This window comes from Actinomadura sp. NPDC000600 (assembly GCF_040492135.1).
Classification (GTDB): Bacteria; Actinomycetota; Actinomycetes; order Streptosporangiales; family Streptosporangiaceae; genus Spirillospora.
This window is the reverse complement of sequence record NZ_JBEUPD010000007.1, coordinates 44,210-64,798: the sequence shown is the minus strand read 5'-3', so window position 1 is coordinate 64,798 and position 20,589 is coordinate 44,210. Positions and strand designations below refer to the sequence as shown.

Here is a 20,589-nt window from a genome sequence, read left to right as displayed (position 1 = left end):
GCCGACCACCTGCGACATATCCCCTAAGGGTTCGATTCACTACTGAGAGTGTCCGTCGTTCTTGATTCCCACCCGCCACCTCGTTGTCGTCGGTCCGTTGCTGATGGGGTCAGCGGACGGTGACGGTGACGGGGGGCGAGGTGGAGGGCTCGCAGTGCTGGTCGCCGCTGTAGAGGGCGGTGACGGTGTGGGTGCCGGTGGTGGTGAAGGTGGTGACCAGGGAGGCGAAGCCTGCGGTCAGAGGGATGGTTCCCAAGGTCGTGGTGTCGTCGCGGAACTCGATGGTGCCGGTGGGGAGGATTCCGTCGCACAGGACGCGGGCGAGGAGGGCCACGCGTCGGTTCGGCGGTGTCACTCGGGGCTGTGCCGAGGCCACGGTGGTCGAGGCGCCCTTGTTGACGGTGAGGGTGATCGGAGGGGACTCGGCGGCCGGGCAGTTGTCGTCGCCGCTGTAGAGGGCGGTGATGGTGTGCGGGCCGGCCTCGAAGCTACGGAGGAGGGTGGCGGCGCCCTGGATCAGGTGGGCCGAGCCCACAACGGCGGCACCGTCGCGGAACTCGACCGTGCCGGTCGCAGTGCCCTCGGGGCAGGTGACCGTGGCCTTCAGGGTGACGGGACGCTCGACCTGGGCCGGATTGGGCTCGGCAGTGACCGCGACCGCCGACGTGGGCCCCGCGCCGATCGCGATGCCCCCTGGACCGTGGCCGCCAGCGGGGATGGTGAGCGTCACGGTGTTGGTGGCAGTGTCGATCACCGACACCGTGTCATACCCGGCGTTGGTGACGTAGACGCTGCCGCCGTCCGGCGAGACCGCGACCCCGCGCGGCGAGGTGCCGACGGGGATGGCCGTGGTCACGGCATCGGCGGCAGTGTCGATCACCGACACCGTGTCATCCCCGGCGTTGACGACGTAGACGCTGCCGCCGTCCGGCGTGACCGCCACATCCAACGCGTAGTTCCCGACGGGGATGGTGGTGGTCACGGTGTTCGTCGCGGCATCGATCACCGACACCGTGCCGGGATCCAGGTTGGCGACGTAGACGCTGCCGCCGTCCGGCGTGACCGCCACACCGAACGGGTTGCCACCGACGGGGACGGTGGCGGACACGGTGTTCGTCGCGGCATCGATCACCGAGACCGTGTCGTCCCCGGCGTTGGTGACGTAGACGTTGCCGCCGTCCGGAGTGACCGCGACCCCGCGCGGCGAGGTGCCGACGGGGATGGTCGTGGTCACGGCATCGGCGGCAGTGTCGATCACTGACACCGTCGCCTGGTGGCCGTTGGTGACATAGGCACTGCCGCCGTCCGGCGTGACCGCCACACGGTACGGGTAGACGCCGACGGGGATGGTGGTCGTCACGGTATTCGTCGCGGTGTCGATCACCGAGACCGTGTCGTCCCCGGCGTTGGTGACGCAGACGCCGCCGCCGTCCGGCGAGACCGCCACACCGTACGGGTAGACGCCGACGCCGATGGTGGCGGCCACCACGTTGGTGACGGTGTCGATCACCACCACCGTGCCGTCGCTGTGGATGGCGACATATGCCATCGCCGCAATGGGGGCGTCGGCGAACAGGGCGGGCCGGAGGGCTCGGGCGGGCGCAGTGCTAGTGAGGGGCAGACGCCCCGAGAGCGGAAGACGCATGGGGGTACTTTTGGCGGGCATGGGGCCCCTTTCAAATGAGGACGGCGCCCGCGGGGCGGCGACATTCAACCGCCGCTCGCCTGCGACAGATCACCGAGGAGATTCATCTCACTACCAAGAGTGTCCACAACCCTTGATCCCCAAACTGCCTTCCTGACCTCAGAGTTGTGATTTAGTAAAAGCACATTTTCTGATCAGATCCAGCCGCATCGATATCAGGGGATCGGCGTTATCCCCGCCCTGCACATTTTCTGCATGGAGACGCCGTCATGGGCGAGAGCGACCGGATGAACCTTCTCTGGGCTCTGATCGTCGGATGGGCTGACACCCCGCGATAGACGATCTCTGGTGGTGTGTAGTCGAGGTCGAGCAGCCATGGGTGTGGCCGGTCGCCGTCGGCGGGTTGCTGCTTGCCGTGGGCGTGGCAGCGGTAGCGAAGCCGCTTCGCTGGGCACGAGGGCCGGGTTTGGTGGGTGGACGCGGGGCTCGGCATGCCGGCTCTACACGGGTGAATGTCTGAGGGGCGCGGTAGGAAGGCGGTATGGACTTCAAGCTTGAGCTGGTCGCGGTGCCCGTCTCGGACGTCGACCGCGCCAAGGCGTTCTATACCGAGAAGGCCGGGTTCAACCTGGACCACGACCACCGGGTCAGCGATGAGATCCGGTTCGTTCAGCTGACGCCGCCGGGGTCGGCGTGTTCGATCGCCATCGGCAAGGGGATCGTCGAGACGGCGCCGGGCTCGGTGCAGGGGCTGCAACTGGTCGTCAAGGACGCCGACGCCGCCCATGCGGAGCTTGCCGGGCGGGGTGTCGAGGTGAGCAAGGTGCAGGAGTTCCCCTGGGGCCGGTTCGTCTACTTCCAGGACCCGGACGGCAACGGCTGGGCCGTCCAGGAGATCGTGCCACAAGGCTAGATATTGCTTTGCGCGTGAAATGTGCGCCTGCCTAGGCTCCGCCGGGTGGGACGCACGGTCATCGTCGGCGACGTTCACGGCTGCTTCGACGAGCTTCTCGAACTGCTGGAGAAGGTCGGCCTGCGCCCGGACGACCTCCTCGTCAGCGTGGGCGATCTGGTCGACCGGGGGCCGGCTCCCGGGAAGGTCGTCCGGTTCTTCCGCGAGCGTCCGAACTCGGTCGTGGTCATGGGCAACCACGAGCGCAAGCACGTGCGCGGCGTCTTCTCCTATGCGCAGGAGATCACCCGCCTGCAGCTGGGCGACGAGTACGCCGAGACGGTCGAGTGGATGCGGACGCTTCCGTACTTCTTCGAGAGCGAGGACGTGCGGGTCGTGCATGCGGCGCTCGTCCCCGGTATCCCACTGGTTCATCAGAAGGACGAGATCCTCTGCGGTACGACCAGCGGCGAACGGGAACTCGCCGCGCTGTTCCCGGACGGACACTGGCACGACCGCTACACCGACGCCAAGCCGGTCGTGTTCGGTCACCACGTCACCGGCCGGGAGCCGCTGGTCCGCGACGGGAGGGTCTTCGGGCTCGACACCGGCGCCTGCCACGGCTGGAACCTGACCGCGCTGTGCGTCCCGGGCTTCACGGTCCACTCGGTGGCGGCGCGCGCCGACCACTGGTCGATCGCCAAGCGCGCATGGCAGTTGCCCGTCCTGAAGACCAGGCCGTGGCGCGACTTCACCTGGGCGGAGCTGGACGAGAAGGTCGCGCGGTTCTCCGGCACGTCCGATACTGCGTCGCAGGAATGGCTCCGGGCGGTGGAGGAGTGGGCGGCGGGGCTGCGGGCGCTGGTCCCCGTTCTGGTCGATGCCGCGCATCGGGTCTCCAGGGAGTTGGCCGCGGACGAGATGCGTCGGCATCCGGCCGCGCCGGTGCTGTTCCAGGCCCACAGCGGACGGCTCGACCAGACCGCACTGGCCAAGCGTTGCGCGACCCCGCGCAGGACGCTGGACGTGGCGGCCGCCCTGGGAGTCCTCGCGCCCGCTCCGCCCGGCTGAAGCGTCGCTTCTCAACGCGCGGGTCTCGTCCGGCCGGGGAAACGAAGATCGACACGCCCGGCCGTGTGGTAGCGTCACGCTTGCAGAGACAACCGGTCGGCTACGGAAACGGGAGGTGAGTTGATGAGCGCCGCGAAGGCCGCTGCCATGTGCAGCGCCCGCTGGACCATCCTCACGTCCCGGGCCCTGGTCTGACCTGACGTTCAAGATCCCCTCGAAGCCGTGCCGGCTTCCGGGAGGCTGCACTCCGTGCTGATCGGGGCCCTTGTTCAAGGGTCTTCACGTTGTCTCAACATTCTTCCTTCTCCACCCGGCCACGCCCTCTGGCGCGCTACGGCTGGGACGATGCCTACGAGCACGCCTTCGCACCCCATCACGCCGCCGGGCTGATCCCGGCGCGGATCGTGCGGGCCGAACGCGGCCTGTGCGAGACGGTCACCGATACGGGGGCCGTCCGTGCGGAGATCCCTGCCGCCCAGCAGAGCGATCCGCTCGCGGCACCCTGCACCGGTGACTGGGCGGCGCTGCGTCCGCCGACCGACGACCATGCGGCGGTGCTGCACGAGGTTCTGGAGCGCCGTACCGCCCTGGTGCGGTCCACCGCCTCGCGGACCTCGCACGGACAGGTCCTGGCCGCCAACGTCGACACGGTCGTGGTGACCGTGTCCTTGGCCGCCCCGCTCAACCACGACCGCACCGAGCGCATGCTCGCGCTGGCCTGGGAGAGCGGGGCGCAGCCCGTCATCGTGCTCACCAAGGCCGACGAGCGCGCCGACGCGGCCTCGACCCAAGCCGAGGTGTCAGAGGTGGCGCCCGGCGTAGACGTGCTGGTCACCAGCGCCGTGACCGGGGAGGGCCTGGACGTCCTCACTGCCGTCCTGACCGGCACGGTCGTGCTGCTCGGCCCGTCGGGGGCGGGCAAGTCCACGCTGGGCAACGCCCTGCTGGGCGAGACCCTGCTGGCCACCGGCGCCGTGCGCGCCGGGGACGGCAAGGGCCGGCACACCACCGCCTGGAGGGAGCTGCTGCCGCTGCCCGGCGGCGGCGTCCTGCTGGATACTCCGGGGCTGCGCTCGATCGGCCTGCACGATGCCCAGAGCGGGCTGGAGCAGACGTTCGCCGACATCCAGGAACTGGCGCTGGACTGCCGGTTCAGCGACTGCGCCCACGAGAGCGAGCCGGGCTGCGCCGTCCTGGCCGCCGTCGAGGCCGGCACGTTGCCGGAGCGCCGCCTGGAGAGCTTTCACCGGCTGCTGCGGGAGAACGCCTACGCCGCCTCCCGCACCGACGCGCGGCTGCGGGCCGACCGCGAGGCCGTCAAGAAGAACATCACGGCGCACCTGCGCGCCACCTACCGCTTCAGGGAGCGCCAGCAGTGAGCCCCACCGACACGCCCGCACACGGCCCCGGCGCCCCGGTACGCGCCGACCTCCTTCACCTTCACGACGACGCTTCCACCGACGAGAACAGGACCGCCATGTCCACCTGGAACACCCGCCCCGAGACCGCCGAAGACGTGCCCGCCATCCGCGACATCGTCCTGGCCGCCTTCCCCACCGCCGAAGAGGCCGGCATCGTCGACGCCCTGCGCGCCGACGCGGAGGCGTGGATCGACGGCCTGTCCGTGGTCAGCACGACCCCCGACGGCACCCCGGTCGGGTACGCACTGATCACTCGCTGCCACGTCGACGGCGAGTCGGCGCTCGCCCTGGCGCCGTGCGCCGTGCTGCCGTCGTTCCAGCGGACCGGCGCCGGCTCGGCCGCCATCCGCGCCGTCCTGGACGCCGCCCGGGCCATGGGCGAGAACCTCGTCCTGGTCCTCGGCCACGCCGACTACTACCCGCGGTTCGGCTTCGTCCCCGCCTCCCGCTTCGGGATCCGCCCGCCCTTCGAGGTCCCGGACGAGGCCATGATGGCGATGGCGCTGGACGAGACCCGCCCGGTCCCCACCGGCACCATCCAGTACCCCGCCGCGTTCGGCGTCTGATGACACCTGTGGTGCCCTGAGCCTCCCTCGGGGCACCACAGCCCATTTCCTGGGGGTGTTAACCATCGCCTTATCGCGGTTCTGGGGGAATGGTGGGATGCGGATACTCGTGGCCGAGGACGAGCGCTTCCTGGCCGATCTGGTGGCTGAGGGGCTGCGGAAGCGGGCGATGGCGGTGGACGTCGCCTACGACGGGGCGGGGGCGCTGGAGCGGCTCGCGGTCAACGAGTACGACGTCCTCGTGCTGGACCGCGACCTCCCGCTGGTGCACGGCGACGACGTCTGCCGGGAGCTGGCGCAGCGCGAGGCGGGGGTGCGCATCCTGATGCTGACCGCGTCGGGTGCGGTGCACGAGCGGGTGGACGGGCTGAACCTCGGCGCCGACGACTACCTGGCCAAGCCGTTCGCGTTCGACGAGCTGGTGGCGCGGATCCGCGCGCTGGCGCGGCGGAACGTCCCGCCGCTGCCCCCGGTGCTGGTGCGGAGCGGGCTCACGCTGGACGCGGCGCGGCGCGAGGCGGCCCGGGACGGCCGCCGCCTGGCGCTGTCCCCCAAGGAGTACGCCGTGCTGGAGGTGCTGATGCAGGCGCGGGGCGGCGTGGTCAGCGCCGAGGAGCTGCTCGAACGGGCGTGGGACGAGAACACCGACCCGTTCACCACCGTGGTCAAGGTGACCGTGAGCAAGCTGCGGGCCAAGCTCGGCGACCCGCCCGTCATCGTCACCGTTCCGGGAAGCGGGTACCGGCTGTGATGCCCGCGACGGTGCGGGCCCGGATGACGCTGCTGTACGGCGGCCTGTTCGCCGTGATCACGCTGGGCGTGCTCAGCGCCGTCCTGTGGATGCAGAAGAGGATCGTCAACGACCGCGTGCAGGACGTCCCCGCGCACCCGAACCCCGTCGCATGCGACGGGGTTCCCGAGGACATGCCGTGCCCGCCGGCGGCGCCGGTCGCGCCGACGCCGCGGTTCGAGTTCGTGGAGCCCGGCGCGGGGCAGGGCCCGAAGAAGGTCGTCGGGCCGGAGCAGTTCCAGGACAGCCTGGTCGGGTCGCAGCGGCTCGTCATCCTGGTCGCGATCGTGGTGATCACGGTGCTGGCGTTCGCGGTGTGCTGGTGGCTGACCGGGCGGCTGCTGCGTCCGCTGCACAGCATCACGGCGACCGCGCGCCGGCTGTCGCTGTCCACCCTGCACGAGCGCATCGCGCTGGACGGGCCGCAGAACGAGCTGAAGGAGCTGGCCGACACCTTCGACGCCATGATCGACCGGTTGGAGAAGGCGGTCGACAGCCAGCGCCGCTTCGTCGCCAACGCGTCCCACGAGCTGCGCACTCCCCTGGCCATCCAGCGGACCGCCGTGGAGGTCGGGCTCGCGGACCCCTCGCCGGAGCGGCTCGCCGAGGTCCGGGCCGAGATGCTGCGCAACACCCTGCGGTCCGAGCGGCTGATCGAGGGGCTGCTCGTCCTCGCGCAGGGGGAACGGGGGCTCGACGCCCGCGCGCCGGTGGACCTCGAAGCGGTCGTCCGGCAGGTCGTGGAGGACAACGCCGCCGCCGCCGAACGCGACGGGATCGCCGTCGCCGCCGAGACGCGTCCGGTGACCGTCGCCGGGGACGAGGTGCTGCTCACAAGGATGGCCGCGAACCTGGTGCAGAACGCGATCCGGCACAACCGGCCCGGCGGGGACGTCCGCGTGGAGTTGTCGGAGGAGGCGCTGGTCGTCCGCAACACCGGACCGATCGTCCCGCCCGAGAAGGTGGACGAGCTGTTCGAGCCGTTCCGGAGGCTGCACGCCGACCGGACCGGGTCGGCGGAGGGCGCGGGGCTCGGGCTGTCGATCGTCGCCGCCATCGCCCGCGCCCACGGCGGCGACGTGAGGGCCACGGCGAACCCGGACGGCGGGCTGTCGGTCACCGTGGCCCTCACGTGACCCTCACTCGCTGCGCAGCACGGCGGCGGTGCGGGTGGCGGCGGCCCGGAGGGCGGGCGGCCAGGCGCCGAGGACGGCCGCGGCCAGCCCGGCGCAGGCCGGCGGCACCAGCACGGTCCACGAGTACACGTGGATCCAGGACGACGCCATCCCGCTGCCGAGCATGTCGCCGGTGAGCACCACGACGCCATGGTGGACGAGCACCCCGAGCGGCGCCCCGAGCGCGCCGCCGACGATCCCGAGGGCCGCCATCGACGTCACCATCATGGCGACGACCTGCCGCGGGGTCGTCCCGACCGCCTTGAGCACGCCGAGGTCCCGGCCGCGCTCCCGGGCGCTCAGCAGCACACTGTTGAGGACGCCGAGCCCCGCCGCCGCGCAGATGATCAGTGAGAACAGCAGGAACAGCCCGCCGAAGACCGCGCCCTCGCCGAGGTCGGGCCGCACGGGCTCGGCGAACAGCCCGCCGGGCGGGGCGGCGGCGGTGAGCCGGCGGACGTAGTCGGACGGGTCGGTCCCCTTGGTGAGGATCACCGAGAAGGGGCTGGGCTGGTCCTTGGTCGCCGCGGCGGGCAGGCTGGCGGTGTCGAGCATCAGGCGGTCGGTGTCGGGATGGGCGAACGCGCCCACGATCCGCACCTTGACCGGCTCGCCCGCCGTCTGGAGCGTGAGGGTGTCGCCCACGTCCAGGTCGTGGAGGCGCATGAACGCCTCGCTCGGCACGACCTCGCCGGGGCCCGAGAACCAGCGTCCGCGGACGAGGCTGTCGCCGAGGAAGGGGCGGTAGTCGCCGCTGTAGGCCTCGGCCGACAGGCTCGACGGCACCCCGAGGATCCGCACGTTCGCGGGCGCGAACGACATGATGTGGGCGGTCCCCGGCTGGGCTCGCAGCAGCGCCTCCAGCTTGTCGTCGGTCATGCCGCCGGAGGCTCTCGGGGCGACGCCCGCGACGACGGAGGTGTGCCCCTCGGTGTCCGCCGTCGTGATCTTCATGACCGTCTGCTGGAGCCCGAACCCCATGGTCACCGCGGTCACGCCGAGGCACAGCCCCGCGAGGGTGAGCGCCGTCCTGGCGGGGCGGGCGGCGGGCAGCCCGAGGCCCAGCCCGGCCGGGACGGGCAGCCGGGTGCGCAGCAGCCACCGCTGGAGGCGCCGCCCGCGGCCCCGGCGCGACACGGTCCCGGCGCTGATCGCCTGCACCGCCGGGAGCCGTCCGGCCCGCAGCGCCGGGAGGACGGCGGCCAGCACCACCAGGGCGAGGACCCCGGCGCCGCCGGCGAGGTCGAGCACGGGCGCCGCTCCCCCGGCCGACGGCAGTTCGAAGCCCGCCGCCACGCTCGCCGCGATCCGCAGGGCGAGCAGGTGGCCCGCGAGCAGGCCGACCGCGCAGCCGAGCAGCGCCGGGACGGCGACCATGACGACGTAGACGGCGGTCACCTGCGCCGGGGTGAAGCCGAGCGCCTTCATGACGCCGATGTGCCGGAACCCGGAGACCACCGCGCCGCTGACCACGTTCGCGACGATGAACACCGACACGGCCATGGCGAGCACGCCGAAGACCGTGACGAACGGGATCAGCTGGTTGAACCTCTTCTCGAAGGAGCGCTCGGCGGTGACGTAGGAGTCGTAGCCGCGCATCGGCAGTCCGGCGGTCGCGGCCGTCAGGCTCTGCCGGACCTCGGACGCGCCCTTCGCGCGGTCGAACCGGTAGAGCATCTGGAGCCCGTCCGGCCGGAAGGCTGCGACCTGGGCAGTGGTCACCCAGCCCATGAAGCCGTCCGTCACGGAGTCGGCGAACCCGACGATCGTGAGCTCGGGCAGGCCCGGGGGCGTCAGCTTGCCGCCCAGCCTGAAGGGGCCGCCGGGCTTGACGCGGAGCACGACCTCGCCCGGTCCGCGGACCCACCGGCCCTGGGTGAGGGTGAGCCTGTCGACGGGGCCGCCGGGGTCGTCCCGTCCGACCACCAGGAGGCCGTCGCCGCCGGGTCCCATGGGGCCCTTGTCCCGGGGCAGGACGGCCGTGCGGAACGGGCCCGCGGCGGCGGTGACGCCGGGCGCGCGGGCGGTGGCGGCGAGCCGGTCGGCGCTCACCCGCGCGGCGTCGAAGGAGGCCGTCGCGTGCGCGCCGCGCGCCTGCGCGAAGGCGTCGTCGAAGAGGGACCGCGACGCGGCCAGCAGGCCGAGCCCGAACACGAGCGTCGCCGTGGACAGCGCCACGACGACGGCGATGCTGGCCGACTGGACCCTGCGCCGCCGCACCCCGGCCCGCGACGCCGCCCACACCGCGCTCATCGGACGGACCGCGTCTCGGCCGTCTCCCGCGCGCCGCCGCCCGTTGCCGACTCCCGGACGATCCGGCCGTCCCTGAACTCGACCAGGCGGGACGCGCACCGGTCGGCCAGGCCCTGGTCGTGGGTGACCAGCAGCAGCGTCTGGCCCTTCCGGTTGAGGTCGAGCAGCAGCCCGGCGACCTGCTCGCCGGTCGCGCTGTCGAGGGCGCCGGTCGGCTCGTCCGCCAGCAGCAGCGCCGGCCGGTTCACCAGCGCCCGCGCCACCCCGACGCGCTGCCGCTCGCCGCCGCTGAGCACCGCCGGGTAGGCGTCGCGGCGGTCGGCGACGCCGAGTTCGTCCAGCAGTTCCAGCGCCCGGGCCCGCGCCTTGCGCGCCGGGACGCCGGCCAGCCGGGCGGCCAGCGCGACGTTCTCCAGCGCGGGCAGGTCGTCCAGCAGGTTGAAGAACTGGAAGACCATCCCGATCCGGCGGCGGCGGAAGCGGGCCAAAGCCGCCTCGCCCATCCCGGTGAGGTCGTCGCCGTCCACCGCCACCGAGCCCGCCGTCGGGCGGTCCAGTCCCGCGACCATGTTGAGCAGCGTCGACTTCCCGCTGCCGGACGGCCCCATCACCGCGACGGACTCGCCGCGCCGGATGTCGAGGCTCACCCCGTCCAGCGCGGCGACGTCGCCGAATGTCCTGCGTACGGAACCGAGCCGTACGACCGTTTCCTCGCGTGTGTTCACGCGCCCAACGTGGCAGCCGGGAGGTTTCGGCGCGGTGAGCGCGGCGGCGGCCCGGGCGATGGGCGCGCGGGGCGCGGGCTAGACGCCGAGGCCGCGGCCGATGATCTCCTTCATGATCTCGGTGGTGCCGCCGAAGATGGTCTGGATGCGGACGTCCTGGTAGGCCTTGGCGATCGGGTACTCGGTCATGTAGCCGTAGCCGCCGTGGAGCTGGACGCAGCGGTCCACGACCCGCTTGAGCAGCTCGGTGTTCCACCACTTGAGCATCGCGGCCTCGTCGGGGGTCAGCTCCCCCCTGCTCTCCTTGACGATGCACTCGTCGGTGAAGGAGCGCGAGACGGTCAGCTCCGTCTTCATCTCGGCGAGCGTGAACCGGTTGTGCTGGAACTTGCCGATCGGGCGGCCGAACGCCTCGCGGGTCTTGCAGTACTCCAGCGTCTGCTCGAAGGCGGTCTCGGCGGCGGCCTGCGCGGTGGCGCCGATGGACAGCCGCTCGCGGGCGAGGTTCTGCATGAGGTAGATGAAGCCCATGCCCTCCTCGCCGAGGAGGTTCTCCTTGGGGACGCGGACGTTGTCGAAGAACAGCTCGGCGGTGTCCTGGGCGTGCATGCCGACCTTGTCGAGGTTGCGGCCGCGCTCGAAGCCCTCCATGCCGCGCTCGACGGCGAGGAGGCTGACGCCCTTGGCCCCGGCGGACGGGTCGGTCTTGGCGACGACGATGACCAGGTCCGCGAGGATGCCGTTGGAGATGAACGTCTTCGAGCCGTTCAGGACGTAGTGGTCGCCGTCCTTCACCGCGGTGGTCTTGATGCCCTGGAGGTCGGACCCGGCGGCGGGCTCGGTCATCGCGATCGCGGTGACGATCTCCCCGGAGCAGTAGCCGGGGAACCAGCGCCGCTGCTGCTCGGGGGTGCACAGCTGCCGCAGGTACCCGCCGTTGATGTCGTTGTGGACGGCGAAGCCGGGCCCGTGCACGCCGGCCTTCGCCAGCTCCTCGTTGAAGATCACGTAGTAGCGGTAGTCGGGGTCGCCGCCGCCCCCGAACTCCTCCGGCATGTCGATGCCGAGCAGGCCCGCGCGCCCCGCGGCCAGCCACACGTCGCGCGAGACGATCCCGTCCTTCTCCCACTGCTCGTGGTGGGGCGCGATCTCCTTGGCGATGAAGGAGCGCACCATGTCGCGGAAGGCCTCGTGCTCCTCGGTGTAGATGTCGCGTCCCATCCGCGGTCTCCCTACTTGGTACGTGCTGACAGGTGTGGCGCCGACCGGTGCGCGCTCAGGTAAGTGCGCGCTGATACACGATTAATGTAACACTGGTGCTGTCACATAGCGGCGGGCGGCCCGGGAGCGGCGGCATGGAGGCAGGCGGCGGTGAGGGCGGCATGGAACTGACCGTCGACGAGCTGGCCGCACGCGCCGGGGTCACCGTCCGCACCGTGCGGTTCTACGCCGGGCGCGGGCTGCTGCCTCCGCCGAGGCTGCGCGGCCGGACGGGCCTCTACGGCGCCGACCACCTCGCGCGGCTCGAACTCGTCCGGGAGCTCCAGTCGCTCGGGCTCACGCTCGCCTCGATCGAGAAGCACCTGAAGCGCATCCCGCTGGACGCGCCGGCCGAGGACCTCGCCCTCCAGCGCGCCCTGCTGTCCCCCTGGGCGCCGGAGCGTCCGGAGGACCTCGACCGGCACGAACTGGACCGCCGCGCCGGACGCCACCTCGACGACGAGACGATCAAGCGGCTGGAGGCCCTCGGCGTCGTCGAGCAGATCTCCGACGACCCGGCGGGCCAGGTGCGGGTCGTCAGCCCCGCGCTGCTCGGCGTCAGCGCCGAACTGGCCGCGCTGCCGCTTCCCCTGGACACGCTGATCGCCTCCTACCAAGCGGTGGACCGGCACACGACCGCGCTGGCCGCCGAACTCCAGCAGGTCTTCCAGGACACCGTCGTCCGCCCCTACCGGGCGGGCGGGCGCGCCCCCCAGGAGCGAGAGCGGCTGATGGAGATGGCCGGGAAGCTCAAGCCGCTGATGATCCAGTCACTGGTCACCTCGTTCCAGCGGGCCGTCGACAAGGCGCTCCGGCAGTCCGTCCCCGGCGGCAGGGATCCGAGCACCCACGAAAGGACATCCGGATGAACGGCCGTTCCCGCATCATGATCGTGGTGCTGAGCACGGTCACGGCGGCCACCGCCGCTCGAAAGCTGACCGGCCCGGCTAGGAGTTCTTCCACTCCTGGCCCTCGTACTCGACCAGGCGCGGGTGGACGAGGGTGTTGACGTCCACGTCCCGCGCGCGGCGGTCCTTGGGGAAGACGGCCGCCGCCTGGAGCACCGGCCCGTCGAGGAAGCGCAGGCCCGAGACGCCGGGCGCCAGGCCCAGCGCGGGCGGCCGCTTCCCGGGGGCCGCGAGGACGTACCCCCAGTCGCCGAAGCTCGGCACGTCCACGTGGTACGGGGTGGTCGCGAGCCCTGCGGCGGCGATGGACTTCTGGATGCTCCAGAACGACTTGGGCGCGAAGTACGGCGACCCGGACTGGACGACGATCCGCCCGCCCGGGGCCAGCGCCCGCTTCACCATCCCGTAGAACTCGACCGAGTACAGCTTGGCGGTGGACACGTCGTCGGGGTCGGGCATGTCCACGATGACCGCGTCGAACCGCCGGTCGAGGCGGCGCAGCCAGGAGAACGCGTCGGCGTTGACGGTCTCGGCGCGCGGGTCCTCGAACGCGTGCCGGTTGAGGGACTCCAGCGGCCCGTACGTCCGGGCCAGGTGGATCATCTCGGGGTCCAGTTCGACCAGGGTCGCGCTCCGCACGTCCTTGTAGCGCAGCACCTCGCGCAGCGCCAGGCCGTCCCCGCCGCCGAGGATCAGCACCCGCCCGTGCGGCCCCGACATCAGCGGGTGGACGAGCGACTCGTGGTAGCGGTACTCGTCGGCCGAGGAGAACTGGAGGTCGCCGTTGAGGAACAGCCGCAGGTCCGAGGGGCCGAGCCCGGCCCGCCGGGTGATGACGATCTCCTGGTACTTCGTGCGCTTCGCCACCGCGATCGGGGCGTCGTAGAGCGCCTGCCGCGCCGACACCTCGAAGCCGTCCGCGAGCACGTACGTCCCGCCGAGGACGCCGAGGACGGCGACCATGCCGAGGGCGAGCGCGATCCGGGCGACGCGCCCGACCTCCCGCCGGAACAGCCACAGCACGACCGCCATGCCGGCGACGGCGTTCACGACGCCGACGAGCAGCGCGCCCTTGATGTGCCCGAACGTGGGCAGCAGCAGGAACGGGAACGCCAGGCCGCCGATCAGCGCGCCCACGTAGTCGGCGGCGAACAGGTCGGCCACCGCGGACCCCGCGTCCTGCTTGCGGATCCGCTGGAGCAGCGTCATCAGCAGCGGGATCTCCGCGCCGATCAGCGCCCCGACCGCGAACGACACCACCACCAGCGCCGGGACGTAGAGGTCGAGCCACGCGAACGCCGCGTACAGCGCGAGGACCGACACGCCGCCGATGAGCGCGAGCGCGCCCTCGATGACGGCGAACGCCACGACGGCGCGGCCCTGCAACGGCTTGGCGGCCAGCGAGCCGACGCCCATCGCGAACACCATCACCGACAGGACGATGGACGCCTGCGTGACGGAGTTCCCGACGAGGTAGCTGCCGAGCGCCACCAGGGCCAGCTCGTACACCAGCCCGCACGCCGCGCACGCGAACACTGCCGCGAGGACGAGCGCGCGCGCCGCCCGCGCCGTGACACGCGACCTCCCCGGGCCGCCCCCCTCGGGAGTGGACGGCTCCGGGGAGGCCGTGCCGGACGGCAGGGCCGCCTGGTCCAGGTCCCGGGACGTCAGGAGACCGCCCCGGCCACGATCGCGGCGACCCCGAGGTCGGCGGCGGCGACGACCCAGCCCGCCGGGTGGATCGCGCCGCCCGTCCCGCCCGCGTCCACGAGCGTGGCGCCGAGCTTGCCGGGCGTGAGCACGTCCAGCAGGAAGAACGCCGCGACCATCAGCACGATGCCGATCCCGCCGAACACGGCGGTGTCCACCAGCCCGTCGGTCAGGTCGCTGTCGCTGGTCACGATCGCGGTGGTGACGATCACGGAGGTGCCGAAGAGCTTGGCGGCCAGCAGGAGCGCGGCGCCTCGGTTGCCCTCGGTCCAGATCTGCTTGCCGAGCTTGCCGGGCGTCGTCACCTCCACGACCAGGTAGCCGATCGCCATCAGGGCGATGCCGACCGCGCCGTAGGCGAAGGTCGCCCCGATCTCGTGAAGGATGTCGTCGTTCATGTGTCGCTCCTCGTCTGCCCGACGCCCTGGTCTGCCCGATGCCTCATTTGCCGGAGCCCGGTCCGCCGCCGCGGAACGACGCTGCGCCCCTGCTGGTCCATCCATTGCTGCCCGGGCTGCTCCAGCGCCCGGCCACATGGGTGTAGTGGCGGCTGTAGCCGCTGCGCGGGTTGTCGACCGTGATGCGGCTGCCCGTCCCGTTCGGCAGGACGCCGACGACGAGTTTCGGGTAGCGCATGAAGATGCCCCCGTTGGGGCCCCTGGTGGCCATGTCGTCCACCCGGTCGATGGGCTTGAACTTGCGGCCGATCTCCGACGCCACCGTCCGCGGGGGCTTCGGCGACCGGTAGGCGCCCACTCCGTCCCTGCTGTACTTGTCGGCGATCCAGGACGACTGCGACTGCCCGCAGCCGCTGAGCGCCGTTGCCGTCAGGGTCGCGGCGACCACGGCGCCCGCCACCCGGTACCTGTTGTTCACCTGGTTCCTACCGTTCACGAGGTCTCACCAGCCGGCTCCGCGTCATCACGATCTCCCGGGTCTGCGGGTAGGCGTGCCAGGTGCGCCAGCCGAACCCGGCCTCCTGTTCCGCCGTGTCCTCCAAGGCAAGGGCGGTGACGGCGTGCGGGGAACCGGGGAACGACCCGGTCAGCGCGTCACCGCGGTCCGCGAGCCGCGCGCACACCGCCTCGACGGCACGGGCGAACGCCGTCCCGTCGCTGTGCGCCGCGGTGGTCGCGGCGAAGTCGTAGGCCCAGCCGGGCACGCTCGTCACCGCGCGTCCCGGCAGCGGCTCGGCGCGGCCGGGCAGGCACGCCACCGTCTCGCTCAGCGGCCCGGCGATGACCTGGTGGGACGCGCCGAGCAGGCGCAGCTCCACGGTCAGGCCCGCGCGCTCCACCGGCAGGACGGCGAGGGCGTCCAGCGGCGGCAGGCCGAGCGCGAACGAGAGCCCGTCGGCGCGGGCGTCCGCGTAGGGGGTGTCGAGGACGGCCCGCAAGGTCAGCTACCGCCGCCCGGGTAGATCGTCATCGATCCCGCCGGGACGCGCTCGCCGAGCCCCGCCTCCCACTGGCCGCCGCCGTACTGCTCGAACGACAGGTACCTGCCGCCCGGGCCCTCGTAGTCGACGTACTCGACCCGGCCCTGGACGCCGACGCCCGTCGTGCCCTCGCTGGTGTAGTCGGCGGTGCCGTGCTCGTCGCGGCGGTACTCCACGCCGTCCACGACGATGGTCTTCTCCCCGGGCCGCAGGTCGCCGATGTCGTGCTCGGTCCACCAGACGACCTCGAGGTCGGGGTCCTCCTCGACGGAGACCCACACCTTGGTGCCCTCGATCGTGTCGGCGTCGAGGAGGTGCTCGCTCCAGGTGAAGCCGCCCTCCTTCAGCCGCAGCGAGCCGCGGACGAAGTAGCGGGTGCCGAGGTACTCCACCATGTCTCCGGCCTTGAGGGCGCGCGGGTCGCCGGCCACCTGGTCCTCCGCGGCGAACGGGTCGCGCGGTGCGGCCGGGGCGGGCGCCGGCGCCGGGGCGCCCGAACGGCGCCGCAGCAGGACGGCGATGAGCACGACCAAGGCGACCAGGATCAGTGCCAGCAGGATCACTATCGCCGCTTTGCCCACGGCACCTCCATCGTTTCGTCCGTTTTCGGGGGCCAGACCTGCGGATCCTACCGACTGTGGCCTATCAAGCCCATACCGCGATCAGACGTATCAAATGAAGATGCGGTTTCGTCCGGAAACACCGTATTTCCTGGGCGGCAACCCGACCGGAACCGGCCGCCGACCTGGTACGGCCACCCGCTCACCGGCGAGGGGCCGGGACGGGGTCAGAGGCGTTCGGCGGCCGCGGCGACGCGTTCGTCGGTCGCGGTGAAGGCGATGCGGACGTGCCGGGCGCCGCCCGGGCCGTAGAACTCGCCGGGGCCGACCAGGACGCCGAGGGACGCCAGGTGGGCGACGGTCTCCCAGCACGGCTCGTCCCGCGTGGCCCACAGGTACAGGGACGCCTCGGAGTCGTCGATCCGGAAGCCGTGCCTCTCGAACGCGGCGCGCAGGGTGGCGCGGCGGCGCGCGTACCGGGCCCGCTGCTCGTCCACGTGCGCGTCGTCGCCGTAGGCCACGGTCATCGCGGCCTGCACCGGCGCCGGGACGATCATTCCGGCGTGCTTGCGGACCTCCAGCAGCCGCTTCACGAGCGCGAGGTCGCCGGTGACGAACCCGGCGCGGTAGCCCGCCATGTTGGAGCGCTTGGACAGCGAGTTCAGCGCGAGCAGGCCCTCGTGGGAGCCGTCGCAGACGTCGGGGTGCAGGATCGAGATCGGCGGGTTCGCCTCGTCCCAGCCGAACTCCAGGTAGCACTCGTCGCTGACCACGACCGCGCCGCGGCCGCGCGCCCACGCGACGACCTTGCGCAGGTGCTCGGCGGGCAGCACCTTGCCGGTCGGGTTGGACGGCGAGTTCACCCACACGATCTTCGGGTTGACGGGGCCGAGGGAGAGCAGGCCGTCCGTCGCGACGGGGTCGGCGCCGGCGAGCCGGGCGCCCACGTCGTAGGTCGGGTAGGCGAGCGCGGGGAAGACGACCTTGTCGCCGGGTCCGGCGCCGAGCAGCGTCGGCAGCCAGGCGACGAGTTCCTTGGTGCCGATGACGGGGAGCACGGCGTCCGGGTCGGCGCCGGACACCCCGGCGCGGCGGCGCAGCCATCCCGCGACGGCCTCGCGCAGCGCCGGCGTCCCGTAGGTCTGCGGGTAGCCGGGCGCGTCGGACGCGGCGGCGAGGGCCTCCCTGATCGGCTCGGGCGTCGGGTCCACGGGCGTTCCGACCGAAAGGTCGACGATGCCGTCCGCGTGCGCCAGCGCCCGCTCCTTGTACGGCGCGAGCCGATCCCACGGAAAGTCCGGCAACGTGAACAACGCCCTTACCTCCTCTGAGAAAACCCACCGGGCCGCAGTCGTTCCCGACCACGGCCCGGTATCCGACGCAGGCGGCCCCTGGAACGCGCCTGCAAGGAGCGCTCCAGACCCCGCACGCGATCAGTCGTCGTGGCTCTGCGGGGGCAGCGCGGCGACGATCGGGTGGTCCTTGTCGATCTTCCCGACCTTGGACGCGCCGCCGGGCGAGCCGAGGTCGTCGAAGAACTCCACGTTCACCTTGTAGAAGTCCTTCCACTGCTCGGGGACGTCGTCCTCGTAGTAGATGGCTTCAACCGGGCAAACCGGCTCGCACGCACCGCAGTCGACGCACTCGTCCGGGTGGATGTAGAGCTGACGCTTCCCCTCGTAGATGCAGTCGACCGGGCACTCCTCGATGCATGCCTTGTCGAGCAGGTCCACGCAGGGCTGCGCAATGACGTAGGTCACGTCAGTGACTCCTCTCGGATTTCCGGCCCCGCCGCACGTCACGGCTCACCGCAAGCTCGCTGTGAATAGTATGGCCACCCCGCCGCCGACGATTCGACATGGGGGTCCCTACATGTCCGGCCGCTTCGCCGCACGCCTGGTGGTGGCCATCAGTAGCGCGGACGTGGGTCAGCGGATCTCGCTGCGCCGCCGTCTGCCAACGGGAGAGTACAGCGACGTGGTGGGCGTCCTCGAATCATGGTCCGGCGGCACGCTCGCGGTGCGGCGCCGCAACGGCGAACTCGTCGAGGTGCCCGAGCGGACCATGGTCGCCGCGAAGGTCGTCCCGCCCCAGCCCCCACCGAAACGACGCCCCCGCCGAGACCCCGAAGACGACTAGCGGGGAGCGTCCAGCCCGGGGAGCGCGGGGGCGGGCACTGGGCCGCTTCGCATAGAGCCCGTGGAGCCTGCGGTAGGCGGGGCGGCGGGCGCGGAGGAGCCGGTCGGCGGCGGACTCGCCGTGACCGGGGTCGGCGGCGGGGTCCGCTCGCTGTAGGACGCGCCGGGCAGGAGCCGGCGCCCCGCGAGCAGCTCCGAGACGGTCACGAACGTGAACCCGCGTTTGCGCAGGCCCTCCACCACCTTCGGGATGGAGTCGACGCTCGGCTTGTGGATGTCGTGGAACAGGACGATGCCGCCGCTCTTGGGCTCCTTGACCCCCACGCGCGTGTCGCGGGCGACGTCGCGGTACCGCCAGTCGAGCGTGTCGACGCTCCAGAGGATCAGCGGCATCCCCACGGCCCGTTCGACGCGCTTGTTCACGGACCCGTAGGGCGGCCTGACCAGCGTGGGCAGGACGCCGGAGGCGTCCTTCACGACCTTCTGCGTGCGCTGGATCTGGGACCGCACCTCCGCCGGCGACAGGGTGGTGAGATCCGGATGCGACCAGGTGTGGTTGGCGACCTCCTGGCCCTCCAGTGCCATCCGGCGCACGACGTCGCGGTGGGCGCCGACGTTCTCGCCGAGCATGAAGAACGTGGCGCGCACGCCGTTCTTCTTGAGCGTGTCGAGCAGCCGCGCCGTGTACGGGCCGGGCCCGTCGTCGAACGTCAGCGCGACGCACTTCACCCGGTCGCAGTCGATCTTCCTTGGCGGAGGCGGCGTCTGGGCGGGCGGCCTCGTGGCCGGGGCCTTGCCCTTGAGTCTGCCGTGCTCACCTGCGGTCCGCGCCTGCCGGTCGGCGTGGCTGCAACCGGCCGCGAGCAGGAGTCCGACACCGATGACGGCACAATTCCTGATCCGCACCAGGCACCCCCGTAACGTGTGGCCTCGGGCGGCTTAATACCCTCCGTAACCGATGGAACACGCTTCCCGATGGTCCGGAAAATCAAGATCGTCCTTGGGACGCCCCGGGGATTCCCCTCCATCATGCGACGCCCCGCTCGCCCGCCTTCCACCGGGGTCGCCATGCCGTCCGGGCCGCCGCGAGACGCCGGCCCGGACGGCGCGGCTCAGCGGACGGGCCAGTCGGGGACCTCGGGCGGGAGGTCCTTGCTGACGCGCAGCGGGAAGGCGGCGTCGCGCTTCTCCAGGAAGGACGAGACGCCCTCGACGGCGTCGGCGGCCCCGCCCAGGGAGGCCATGAGGCGGGAGTCGGCGATGTGGGAGTCCCACGGGGACGGCGCGGACAGGCCCGACCACATGAGGCGGCGGATCGCGGCGACGGAGACGGCCGAGGTGTTGTCGGCGATCTCCCGCGCGAGCGCGTACGCGGCCGGGAGGAGCTCGTCGGGCGCGTACACGCGGGAGACGAGACGGCCCGCGAGCGCCTCCTGCGCGTCGAAGATCCGGCCCGTGGCGGCCCACTCCATGGCCTGCGCGATGCCGACGAGGCGCGGCAGGAACCAGCTGGAGGCGGCCTCGGTGACGATCCCGCGCCGCGCGAACACGAAGCCGAACTTCGCCTTCTCGCTGGCGAGCCGGACGTCCATCGGCAGGGTCATGGTCACGCCGACGCCGACCGCCGCGCCGTTGAACGCGCCGATGACGGGCTTGAGGCAGCGGGCGATGCGGAGCGCGACCGTCCCGCCGCCGTCGCGCGGGGTGCCGTCCTCCAGGACGTCGTCCTCCCCCGCGAACATGTCCTTGGACTTGTCCTTGTCGAAGGTGTCGCCGCCGCCGCTCAGGTCGGCGCCCGCGCAGAACGCGCGCCCCGCGCCGGTCACCACGACCGCGCGGACCTCGTCGTCGGCGTCGATCCGGTCGAAGACGTCGAGCATCTCGTTGCGCATGACGAACGTGTAGGCGTTCATCTTCTGCGGCCGGTTCAGCGTGACGGTGGCGATCCCGTCCCGGACCTCGTACTCGATCTCTGCGTACGGCACCTCGCGCACCCTTCTCCAGCCGGTTGTCAGAATCCGATTCTAGGAACCGGCC

21 protein-coding genes are annotated in these 20,589 nt (G+C 71.9%); 8 read left to right on the top strand and 13 right to left on the bottom strand.

The features are described 5' to 3' along the window. Positions 1 to 109: 109 nt before the first annotated feature. Positions 110 to 1,549 carry an Ig-like domain repeat protein gene (locus ABWI07_RS12665; RefSeq protein WP_353818613.1) on the bottom strand — a complete coding sequence of 480 codons (1,440 nt, stop codon included), beginning with the start codon at positions 1,547 to 1,549 and terminating at the stop codon, positions 110 to 112. A 637-nt stretch (positions 1,550 to 2,186) separates the two neighbouring features. Between ABWI07_RS12665 and ABWI07_RS12660 the strand changes: the two genes are divergently transcribed. The 6 genes from ABWI07_RS12660 to ABWI07_RS12635 all read left to right on the top strand — a co-directional run bounded on the left by ABWI07_RS12660 (position 2,187) and on the right by ABWI07_RS12635 (position 7,521). After that, the gene (locus ABWI07_RS12660) at positions 2,187 to 2,558 is read left to right on the top strand and encodes a glyoxalase superfamily protein (protein ID WP_149260780.1); all 372 of its coding nucleotides are present in this window, start codon (positions 2,187 to 2,189) and stop codon (positions 2,556 to 2,558) included. Between the two features lie 45 nt (positions 2,559 to 2,603). After that, positions 2,604 to 3,608 carry a metallophosphoesterase family protein gene (locus ABWI07_RS12655; RefSeq protein ID WP_353818612.1) on the top strand — a complete coding sequence of 335 codons (1,005 nt, stop codon included), beginning with the start codon at positions 2,604 to 2,606 and terminating at the stop codon, positions 3,606 to 3,608. 284 nt (positions 3,609 to 3,892) lie between these two features. Beyond that, entirely contained in the window at positions 3,893 to 4,987 is a 1,095-nt protein-coding gene (rsgA, locus tag ABWI07_RS12650; RefSeq protein ID WP_353818611.1) for a ribosome small subunit-dependent GTPase A, read from the top strand. A gap of 98 nt (positions 4,988 to 5,085) precedes the next feature. Then, positions 5,086 to 5,595, top strand: coding sequence for a GNAT family N-acetyltransferase (locus ABWI07_RS12645; protein ID WP_353818756.1), 510 nt, complete (start codon positions 5,086 to 5,088; stop codon positions 5,593 to 5,595). 97 nt (positions 5,596 to 5,692) lie between these two features. Then, entirely contained in the window at positions 5,693 to 6,346 is a 654-nt protein-coding gene (locus tag ABWI07_RS12640) for a response regulator transcription factor (RefSeq protein ID WP_149260783.1), read from the top strand. Continuing rightward, positions 6,346 to 7,521: a sensor histidine kinase gene (locus ABWI07_RS12635; RefSeq protein WP_353818610.1), complete on the top strand. Its 1,176-nt coding sequence runs from the start codon at positions 6,346 to 6,348 to the stop codon at positions 7,519 to 7,521. Before ABWI07_RS12640 ends, ABWI07_RS12635 begins: the two co-directional genes overlap by 1 nt. Positions 7,522 to 7,524: 3 nt before the next feature. Here the strand turns inward: ABWI07_RS12635 and ABWI07_RS12630 are convergent, their stop codons facing one another. The 3 genes from ABWI07_RS12630 to ABWI07_RS12620 form a co-directional block, all read right to left on the bottom strand. Then, the gene (locus ABWI07_RS12630; protein WP_353818609.1) at positions 7,525 to 9,813 is read right to left on the bottom strand and encodes an ABC transporter permease; all 2,289 of its coding nucleotides are present in this window, start codon (positions 9,811 to 9,813) and stop codon (positions 7,525 to 7,527) included. Beyond that, positions 9,810 to 10,538 (bottom strand): ABC transporter ATP-binding protein, encoded by a 729-nt coding sequence (locus tag ABWI07_RS12625; protein ID WP_149260785.1) that lies wholly within the window; start codon positions 10,536 to 10,538, stop codon positions 9,810 to 9,812. Before ABWI07_RS12625 ends, ABWI07_RS12630 begins: the two co-directional genes overlap by 4 nt. 78 nt (positions 10,539 to 10,616) lie before the next feature. Continuing rightward, a complete protein-coding gene (locus tag ABWI07_RS12620; RefSeq protein ID WP_149260786.1) occupies positions 10,617 to 11,759 on the bottom strand; it encodes an acyl-CoA dehydrogenase family protein in 1,143 nt (380 codons plus the stop codon). Between the two features lie 95 nt (positions 11,760 to 11,854). Here ABWI07_RS12620 and ABWI07_RS12615 point away from each other — a divergent pair, with 95 nt between their 5' ends. Next, positions 11,855 to 12,667, top strand: a complete 813-nt coding sequence (locus ABWI07_RS12615; protein WP_353818608.1) for a MerR family transcriptional regulator — start codon at positions 11,855 to 11,857, stop codon at positions 12,665 to 12,667. 78 nt (positions 12,668 to 12,745) lie between these two features. Here the strand turns inward: ABWI07_RS12615 and ABWI07_RS12610 are convergent, their stop codons facing one another. From ABWI07_RS12610 to fdxA, 7 genes are all read right to left on the bottom strand, one after another. Beyond that, complete coding sequence (locus ABWI07_RS12610; RefSeq protein WP_235036967.1) at positions 12,746 to 14,242, bottom strand: polyamine aminopropyltransferase; 1,497 nt, start codon at positions 14,240 to 14,242, stop codon at positions 12,746 to 12,748. Positions 14,243 to 14,373: 131 nt separating this feature from the next. Further along, positions 14,374 to 14,814 (bottom strand): DUF350 domain-containing protein, encoded by a 441-nt coding sequence (locus ABWI07_RS12605; RefSeq protein WP_149260788.1) that lies wholly within the window; start codon positions 14,812 to 14,814, stop codon positions 14,374 to 14,376. A 43-nt stretch (positions 14,815 to 14,857) separates the two neighbouring features. Then, positions 14,858 to 15,310 (bottom strand): DUF4247 domain-containing protein, encoded by a 453-nt coding sequence (locus ABWI07_RS12600; protein WP_353818607.1) that lies wholly within the window; start codon positions 15,308 to 15,310, stop codon positions 14,858 to 14,860. Then, on the bottom strand, positions 15,300 to 15,812 hold the full coding sequence (locus tag ABWI07_RS12595) for a DUF2617 family protein (RefSeq protein ID WP_149260789.1): 513 nt from the start codon (positions 15,810 to 15,812) through the stop codon (positions 15,300 to 15,302). Before ABWI07_RS12595 ends, ABWI07_RS12600 begins: the two co-directional genes overlap by 11 nt. Positions 15,813 to 15,814: 2 nt before the next feature. Then, complete coding sequence (locus tag ABWI07_RS12590) at positions 15,815 to 16,435, bottom strand: DUF4178 domain-containing protein (protein WP_149260790.1); 621 nt, start codon at positions 16,433 to 16,435, stop codon at positions 15,815 to 15,817. A gap of 206 nt (positions 16,436 to 16,641) precedes the next feature. Then, positions 16,642 to 17,727 carry a succinyldiaminopimelate transaminase gene (dapC, locus tag ABWI07_RS12585; RefSeq protein WP_353818606.1) on the bottom strand — a complete coding sequence of 362 codons (1,086 nt, stop codon included), beginning with the start codon at positions 17,725 to 17,727 and terminating at the stop codon, positions 16,642 to 16,644. A 120-nt stretch (positions 17,728 to 17,847) separates the two neighbouring features. Beyond that, positions 17,848 to 18,174, bottom strand: coding sequence for a ferredoxin (fdxA, locus tag ABWI07_RS12580; RefSeq protein WP_149260792.1), 327 nt, complete (start codon positions 18,172 to 18,174; stop codon positions 17,848 to 17,850). Positions 18,175 to 18,286: 112 nt separating this feature from the next. Here fdxA and ABWI07_RS12575 point away from each other — a divergent pair, with 112 nt between their 5' ends. Next, positions 18,287 to 18,553, top strand: coding sequence for a putative acetyltransferase (locus ABWI07_RS12575; RefSeq protein ID WP_149260793.1), 267 nt, complete (start codon positions 18,287 to 18,289; stop codon positions 18,551 to 18,553). Here ABWI07_RS12575 and ABWI07_RS12570 read toward each other — a convergent pair. After that, positions 18,550 to 19,458, bottom strand: a complete 909-nt coding sequence (locus ABWI07_RS12570) for a polysaccharide deacetylase family protein (RefSeq protein WP_353818605.1) — start codon at positions 19,456 to 19,458, stop codon at positions 18,550 to 18,552. The genes ABWI07_RS12575 and ABWI07_RS12570 overlap by 4 nt on opposite strands. A gap of 206 nt (positions 19,459 to 19,664) precedes the next feature. Continuing rightward, on the bottom strand, positions 19,665 to 20,537 hold the full coding sequence (locus ABWI07_RS12565) for a crotonase/enoyl-CoA hydratase family protein (RefSeq protein WP_353818604.1): 873 nt from the start codon (positions 20,535 to 20,537) through the stop codon (positions 19,665 to 19,667). Positions 20,538 to 20,589: the final 52 nt, after the last annotated feature.